At 70.1% G+C, this 6,000-nt stretch carries 1 protein-coding gene (only partly in view); it reads left to right on the plus strand.

All coding sequences use genetic code 11. From position 1 onward, the window contains the following. The coding region annotated (locus HUA74_RS18470; RefSeq protein ID WP_254625110.1) for a non-ribosomal peptide synthase/polyketide synthase crosses the window boundary (this coding region is incomplete at its 3' end): on the plus strand, positions 1-6,000 show 6,000 of its 28,796 nt. The annotated region extends 22,796 nt beyond the left edge of the window.

Raw genomic sequence — 6,000 nt, forward strand, 5'->3', positions numbered from 1 at the left:
CGTCGGCCGCGACGACGACTTCCTGGAGATTGGCGGCAACTCGCTGATGGCCGCGCAGCTTCTCAACCAGGTCCGAGAAGCGTTCGGCGTGCAGCTCCCCCTGGCGGCGCTGTTCGAGGCGCCCACGGTGGCCGGCATCGCTCTGCGCATCGAGCCGATGCTGCGGCAGGCCCCCGTCGCCGCGCCGACGCGCGAGCTGCCCCTGGTCCCCCTGCCCCGCACAACCGAGCTGCCGCTCTCCTTCGTCCAGGAACGTGTCTGGCGGCTGGAGCAGCACCTGCCCGGCCTCTCCGCGTACAACATCCCCTTCGTCCTGCGACTCGAAGGAGATCTGGACGCGGCCACGCTGGCGCGCGCGGTCCAGGAGGTCGTCCGACGGCACGAGGCCCTGCGCACGACGTATGACGTGGTCGACGGCCGACCCGTCCAGCGGTTCCACCACGACGTACACATCCCCCTCCCCATCGTCGACGTACACGGAGCCACGCCCGAGCTGCGCGAAGCCGAGGCCATGCGCCTGGCGCGCGAGGAGGCGATGCTCCCGTTCGACCTGGTGAACGGGCCCGTCATCCGGACCTCACTGCTCAGGCTGGAGCCTGGGCACCACCTGCTGCTGGGCAGCATCCACCACGTCGTCTGCGACACGCTCTCCACCGCGCTCTTCATCAACGAGCTGGTGCAGCTCTACGGCGCCTTCAAGCAAGGCCGCCCGTCGCCCCTGCCTCCCCTGCCCATCCAGTACGCGGACTTCGGCGCGTGGCAGCGCGGCGGCATCCGCGAGGGCCGCTTCCCCGAGCAGGAGCAGTGGTGGCGTCAGCGGCTCGCGGGAATGCCGCGTCAGCTCGAGGTGGCCACGGACCGCAAGCGCCCCGCGAGCTGCCCGCTCACCTCCGTGCGCCTGCCCGTGGAGTTCCCGCGAGCCCTGGCCCGCGAGCTGGGCGCGTTCGGTAAACGCGAGGGCTTCACGTCGTACATGCTGGTGCTCGCCGCGTGGCAGACCTTGCTGCACCGCTACAGCGGACAGACGGACATCATCGTCGGCACGCCCCTGGGCAATCGCACCCGGCCGGAGCTGCTGCCCCTCATCGGATACGTGGCGCACTCCGCCGCGTTCCGCACCAGCTTCGCGGACGACCCGACGTTCCGTGAGCTGCTCAACCGTGTGCGCCAGGAACTCAACGAGGTCCAGTCCCGTCCGGACGTGCCCTTCGAGTACCTGGTGGAAGCACTCGTCCCCGGCAAGGACATTGGCCGCGGGCGCATGACGGACACCGTCTTCGTGTTCCACAGCGGCATCAGCGGCGGAGCGGCGGCCCTGGAGATGACCGGGGTCCGCGGCTCCATCGTCGAAGTCCCGGACGGCCCCGTGCAGTGGGGCACCACGCTGTCCGACTTGACGCTCGTGCTTGGTGACGAGTCGGGCCGCGTCCACGGCGCGCTGGAGTACGCCACGGAGCTGTTCGACGCGGCGACCGCCGGTCGGATGGTGGACCACCTCCACGTGCTGCTCGCGTCCGCGATGGCTCGTCCGGATGAGCGCGTCTCTCGCCTGCCCCTGGCCACCGAGACCGAGCGCGCCACCTGGCCCGCGCCGCGTCCCGTGCGTGTCTCCACCTCCGTTCCGGCCCAACTCGCTGAGCGCTCGAAGCGGAGCCCGGGCACCGTGGCCGCCATCATCGGGGACCAGTCCTGGTCCTGGGCGGAGCTGACCCGGCGCGCGGAGAACGTCGCGGCGAGACTGCGTGCCACGGGATTGAATCCCGGAGCCCCTGTCGCGGTCTGCCTGCCTCCGTCCCCCTCGAAGCTGGCGGTCCTCTGGGGTGTCCTCGAAGCCGGAGGCGCGGTGGTGGCCCTCGGCGCCACGGACCTGGGTGGGCTCGCGGCCTATGCGCCCCAGGGCGCGGCAACGCCCCTGCTCATCACCTGGCGAGGGGTCGTCACCTCCTCGAAGCTCGATGCCGCGCGCACGCTCTACCTCGAGGATCTCCTCGATGCATCGGTTCCCGCGAGCACGGGCGCACGTGGAACTCGCGCGGATGCGGCGGCCTGGCTGTTGCCTTCGGGCGCGGGCCAGCCGGCGTGGACGTTGGACCATCACTCCCTGGCGGAGCTGTTCACCGCGCTGGATGAGCGCCTGCGACCGTCGGAAGGCGGCACGTGGCTCGCGGCGGTCGACACGTCGGCGGAGCGTCCGGAGCTGGAGGTGTTGTGGGCGCTCTCGCGCGGTCTGCGCGTGGCGTTCCCCTCCGAGCAGGTCTCCGCGCGACTGGTGCGACTGCAAGGCGGCGGTCCTCGCACCCAGGCGATGGACATGAGCCTCATCTACTTCGCCAACGATGAGGACTCGATGACGGGTCCCAAGTACGAGCTGCTCGTCGAGGGCGCGAAGTTCGCGGATGCCCACGGCTTCTCGGCCGTCTGGACGCCCGAGCGGCACTTCCACTCGTTCGGCGGTCTCTACCCGCAGCCGGCGGTCGTCGCCGCGGCGCTGGCCACCATCACCAAACGCCTGCAGTTGCGCTCCGGCAGCGTGGTGCTGCCGCTGCATGACCCCATGCAGGTCGCCGAGCAGTGGTCCGTCGTGGACAACCTCTCGGGCGGCCGCGTGGGCCTCTCGGTGGCCACGGGCTGGCACGTGGCGGACTTCTCGTTCGCTCCGGCCAACTTCGAGGACCGCCGCAACATCCTGATGAAGCACCTGGCGACGCTGCGCTCCCTGTGGCGGGGCGAGAAGATGAAGCGGCTGGGCGGCGGCGGCGTCACGGTGGAGGTCGGGCTGCGTCCGAAGCCCGTGCAGAAGGAGCTGCCCGTCTGGCTCACGGCCGTGGGCAATCCGGAGACGTTCCGACTGGCCGGCGAGGTGGGCGCGGGCGTGCTCACCGGTCTGCTCGCGCTGTCCATCGACGAGCTGAAGCAGCGGGTCGCCCTCTACCGGGAGGCGTGGCGTCGCAACGGCCACCCGGGCCGAGGCCACGTCACGGTGATGCTGCACGCCTTCATCGGCGACGATGAACAGGAAGTCCTTCGCACGGTGCGCAAGCCGCTGCTGGGCTACTTCCGCAGCTCGGCGGAGATCACCGCCACGCTGCTCGCAGCCCAGGGGCACCAGGGTGAAATCGACAAGGTTTCCGAGGAGGACATCAACACCCTCCTGGAGCACACCTTCGAGCATCACGCGAAGGGCACGGGCCTCATCGGCACGGTGGAGAGCGGCTTCAAGCGCCTGCTCGACGTGAGGGTGGCGGACGTGGATGAGATCGCCGCGCTCATCGACTTCGGGCTCGAGACGCCCGTGGTGCTCAAGGGACTCGAGAAGCTCTCCGCCATCCGAGACCGCCTGGAGCAAGAGGCCGCCACGCGCCACGAGCAGGTCCTGGTGGAAGGCGACCAGGGCGTAGGCGAGGTGCTGGAGCTGGCACGGCAATCAGGCCAGGTCCTCCTGCACACGTCCGCGCGCCTTGCGCGCACGCTGACCGAGCTGCCCGGCTCCCGTGAGGCGCTGGGGCTCGTGGGAGCCCTGGTGCTCGATGGGGCTTCGCCCGAGCTGGCCACGACGCTGCATCAGAGTTCGGGACTCCAGGTTTTGCTCGCGGGCGGCGCACGAGAAGGCGCGCTGGTTCCCCGAGGCCCCGAGGAGCGCTTCCCCGCGGGCCTCCGTCCGTGGATTCTCGACGGCGCGGGCCACCCCGTGCCCGTGGGAGTCGTCGGAGAGCTGGCGCTGGAAGGCGCGGGCCTGCCCTCCGGACTGTGGCGCTCCGAGGAGGAGGAGCGCCGTCGTCTGGTGGCCCACCCCATGGGAGGCGCGTCCCAGGTGTTCCGCACGGGCCGCCATGCGCGACTGCGCGCGGATGGACGCGTGGAGAATGTCCAGGTCTCCGTACCCAAGCCCCCTGCCCCCGTGGCCAAGGCGCCACCCGCGAAGACCGAGAGCCCCGCGCCCCGTGCGGCCACGGTGCCCACCGCGCCCACGGGGATTCCGCGGGCACGGCGCGACAGGCCGTTGCCGCTGTCCTTCGCGCAGCAGCGCCTGTGGTACCTGCAGCAGCTCGACCCGACGAGCACCGCGTACAACAACAGCTCCAGCTTCCGGCTCGTCGGTCCGCTGGACACCGACGCTCTCCAGGCCGCGCTGAACACGTTGGTGCAGCGTCACGAGGTGATGCGGACCACGTACCAGATCACCGAGAACGGAGCGGTGCAGATCATCCACCCCAAGGGTGGCCTGCCCATGCCGCTGGAGGTAGTGGCTGGAGCGACCTCCGAGGAGCGCGAGGCCGAGCTGATGCGCCGCTGCCAGGAGAACGGCGCGCGGACGTTCGACCTGGAGCAAGGTCCGGTCATCCGCGCGGTGTTGCTGCGCATGGGGCCACAGGACCACGTCCTCAACATGGTCATGCACCACGCCATCTCGGATGCGTGGTGCTCGCTGGTGCTCGCGCGAGAGATGTCGGTGCTCTACGCGTGCTTCAGCGCGGGCATCCCCAACCCCTTGCCCGAGCTGCCCGTGCAGTACGCGGACTACGCGGTCTGGCAGCGGGAGTGGCTGGAGGGCGCGGTCCTCGACGGACAGATTCGCTGGTGGAAGGACCAGCTCATTGGAGTACCCGCGCTGGAGCTGCCCGTGGACCGGCCGCGTCCGGCGGTGCAGTCCTACGACGGTGGCAGCCTGCGCTTCGTGCTGAGTCGCGAGGTGACGGAGCCCCTGCTCGCGCTGGGCCGCAAGGAAGGCGCGACGTCGTTCATGGTGATGCTGGCGCTGTACCAGGCGTTGCTGGGCCGCCACGCGGGACAGGACGACTTCGCCATCGGCATCCCCATCGCGGGCCGCACGCAGCCGGAGACGGAGGGCCTCATCGGCTGCTTCGTCAACACCCTGGCCATGCGCTCCCAGCTCACGGGGACGCCGACCTTCCGCGAGCTGCTGGGCCGCGTGAAGAAGCAGTCGCTGGGGGCCTTCTCGCGCCAGGACGCGCCCTTCGAGCGATTGATTGAAGTGCTCCAGACGCCGCGAGACCAGAGCCGCACGCCGGTCTTCCAGGTCGTCCTCAACGTCATCAACACGCCTCCGGCGGAGACCACCCATCAGACGCTCAAGCTGAGCCAGCTCGACGTCGCCACGGGGACGTCGAAGTTCGACCTGAGCCTGGAAGTCGTCGAGGGACAGGGCGAACTCGCCTGCCGCTTCGAGTACGCCGCGAAGCTCTTCGATGACGCCACGATGGAGCGCCTCATCGAGCACCTCAACGTGCTCGCGCGCACCGTGGTGGCCTCACCGGACCTGCCGGTGCAGCGCCTCCCGCTGATGGGCGAGGAGGAGCGGCGACAGGTGCTGGTGGAGTTCCAGGGCCGCACGGAGTCCTACCCGCGCGACGTGTCCCTGCACTCGCTCATCGAGGCCCAGGTCCTTCGCTCTCCCAACTCGGAGGCCGTCCGCTTCGAGGACTCCTCTCTCTCCTTCTCCCAGCTCGACTCTCGCGCCAACCAGCTCGCCTGGCACCTGCGCTCTCTCGGTGCTCGTCCCGGCGTCCTCGTCGGTGTCTGCCTGGAGCGCTCGCTGGACCTCGTCGTCGCGCTCCTCGCCGTCCTCAAGTCCGGCGCCGCCTACGTCCCCCTGGACCCGGCCTACCCCCGTGAGCGCCTCGCCGGAATGCTGGAGGACGCGGATGCGCCGGTGCTTGTCACCCACGAGCACCTCAAGGCCGTCCTGCCTCCTCACGCCTCTCGCGTGCTGTGCCTGGACTCCGACGCGGCCGCTGTCTCTCGTCAGCCCTCGACGACTCCCTCGCCCCTGGCCGGCGCCGACTCCCTCGCCTACGTCATCTTCACCTCGGGCTCCACCGGCCGCCCCAAGGGCGCCATGAATGCCCACTCCGGCATCGTCAACCGCCTCCTGTGGATGCAGCAGCAGTACGGCCTGTCTCCCGACGACTCCGTCCTTCAGAAGACTCCCTTCTCCTTCGACGTCTCCGTCTGGGAGTTCTTCTGGCCCCTCATGACGGG

The sequence above is a fragment of the Myxococcus sp. CA051A genome (genome assembly GCF_013336705.1).
Classification (GTDB): domain Bacteria; phylum Myxococcota; class Myxococcia; order Myxococcales; family Myxococcaceae; genus Myxococcus; species Myxococcus llanfairpwllgwyngyllgogerychwyrndrobwllllantysiliogogogochensis.